The organism is Limibacillus sp. (assembly GCA_037379885.1).
GTDB lineage: Bacteria > Pseudomonadota > Alphaproteobacteria > Kiloniellales > CECT-8803 > JARRJC01.
On record JARRJC010000124.1, the window covers coordinates 1 to 1971 of the forward strand.

Below are 1971 nucleotides of genomic sequence, written 5' to 3' on the forward strand. Positions count from 1 at the left end.
CTCCCGGTTTTCCTTACGTTCCCCTCTCTAGTTGCCACGGGGCCGAAAGGCCTTGTCAAACGCTTCTACCATCCGCCGTGGACTACCACTCATGATGCCTTCCTGTCCTTCGAACCTCGACATGATCTCAAGGCCTTGACTCGTGATCTCGAACTGGCGAATGTCCTTGGCATGATCGCTACCCCGAAGCTTCAGGACGAGCAGAGCTTTGCGGATGGCGCTTTCGATCTCAACATATCGCAACATGATGTAGCTATCGACCACGTAGGCAATGAGATTCTCTTCCTCTTCACCGCCGAGCAGAACCGCGCTCTCGCGCGTCAGGACGCTGGTCAATCCCTCACGCTTGAGCGAATTGATAAATCCATAGACAGTGGAGCGAAACTCGATCGAGTCCGTGGTCAACTGATCAAAGTGGGAAATACTGTCCACCAATATGCGCCGCGCTCCCATCTCGCGGGCCAAGGTCTCAATCGTACCTCCCACGCTTTCCAGATCGGAGCGGCTGACCTCCGGGCTCGTCATGATCACGCGCAGTTTGCCCTCGCGTTCCAACTCGCGGAAATTCCAACCAAAGCTTTCTGCATCGCGATAGTACTGCTGAGGAAATTCCTCAAAGGTGAGAATCAGCCCCGGTTCATCGTGATAATGAATGCCATTATAGATGAATTGCATGCCGAATGTGCTCTTGCCTGTCCCCGGCGGTCCCTCAACGAGATTGGCCGTCTGGGGAAGAAAGCCACCCTGCAGCATCTCATCAAGGCCTTTGATATCCGTACTTACCCGTTCACTGCCCATAGTCTCTCGCCTCCTGTCGACGCGGCGCTCGATTCACCGGTCCGGCCCTAATACGATCTGGTCAGAGCCCCGCCCGCTCCGGCACGGATCGGTCGTGCGAGACAGACGCACGGCTGGCGCGGAATGCATGGAATCAGCACTGGCTTGACCTACCCGGCGTCTACCGCATACCGCGGACGATGTGATAGATCACCTTGACCCGGAAATGGCGGTCTTCACAAGCCGTGATAAAACGGTCAAGCAGTTCTCGGGTGCTTGCATTGGTTGTGAGCGAATAGACTGGCAGCCCGTCCACCGTCTTGACCTCCATGATTTCGGACTCCACCAGCTCATGCAGTTCCGGCTCAACGGTAGCAGCGTTCCGGCCAACATATTTGGCTATGTTCTCTGCCGTGTCGGCCGTGTTTGGATTCTCCCGCAGAAAGCGAACCAAGTCCCACTTGATGAATGAATTCACCTTGGTCTTGACCAGGTCCAAGAGCGGTGGGTCCATGTCGTTCATGAGCCTTGTCGTGAAATCTTCTCCGCTGAAGACCAACGTTGCACCTCCCTCTTGCCTACAGGGCTTGTTCTTCCCTCTTGCTGGTCCCTCTGCCGCAGTTCTCGAGTATACGTGGCCCCGTGTACGGTCTTGTCCCCTAACCTGGGCTCTCTCGATTTGGTGCGCCTGCATCCTTATTGTAACATCTTCGCTCGAAAAGATCAAGCGCGCGAATGGAGCAATGGAACTTGGCACCGAATCGCGATATGCGCGTCATCAGCTACAAAACTCCATGAAAGACGATAGACCCAGTCTCTTTACTGGCCGCCGAGCGGTTCCGGCGCCTGTCGGAACAAGGAGCGAACCACTGTCCTTCGGATGTTGTCCCCGAGTTCCTCGAACAACTCAAAGGCGCGTCGCTTGTATTCGACCAATGGATCCCGCTGACCATATGCTTCGAGACCGATACCGCGGCGCAGATCCTCAATGTCAGTCAGGTAATCAATCCACAGGCGGCTAATGGTATGCAAAAGCACTCTGCGTTCGATGCGACCCATAATCCGCCGCCCCAGGTAGGCACTCAGAAGATTCCGCTGCTTCGCATCTAGATTCTGAAAGCGAGTGGCATACCAATCAGCGGTCACCTGCTCGCCGATCCCGTGCACGAGGGCCTCGTGGTCATCCGGAGCCAG

At 55.8% G+C, this 1971-nt stretch carries 3 protein-coding genes; all 3 read right to left on the reverse strand.

The genetic code is table 11. The features are described 5' to 3' along the window. Nucleotides 1-27: 27 nt before the first annotated feature. Entirely contained in the window at nt 28-798 is a 771-nt protein-coding gene (locus P8X75_15240; protein MEJ1996535.1) for an ATPase domain-containing protein, read from the reverse strand. 160 nt (nt 799-958) lie between these two features. After that, nucleotides 959-1300 carry a hypothetical protein gene (locus P8X75_15245; GenBank protein MEJ1996536.1) on the reverse strand — a complete coding sequence of 114 codons (342 nt, stop codon included), beginning with the start codon at nt 1298-1300 and terminating at the stop codon, nt 959-961. A 296-nt stretch (nt 1301-1596) separates the two neighbouring features. Then, nucleotides 1597-1971 (reverse strand): hypothetical protein (locus tag P8X75_15250; protein ID MEJ1996537.1); only part of this gene is annotated, 375 nt, incomplete at its 5' end.

What these genes read in the sequence shown, in the direction of transcription:
- P8X75_15245 (MEJ1996536.1), bottom strand. Translation starts at nt 1,300, where the DNA reads ATGAACGACATGGACCCACCGCTCTTGGACCTGGTCAAGACCAAGGTG.
- P8X75_15240 (MEJ1996535.1), bottom strand. Translation starts at nt 798, where the DNA reads ATGGGCAGTGAACGGGTAAGTACGGATATCAAAGGCCTTGATGAGATG.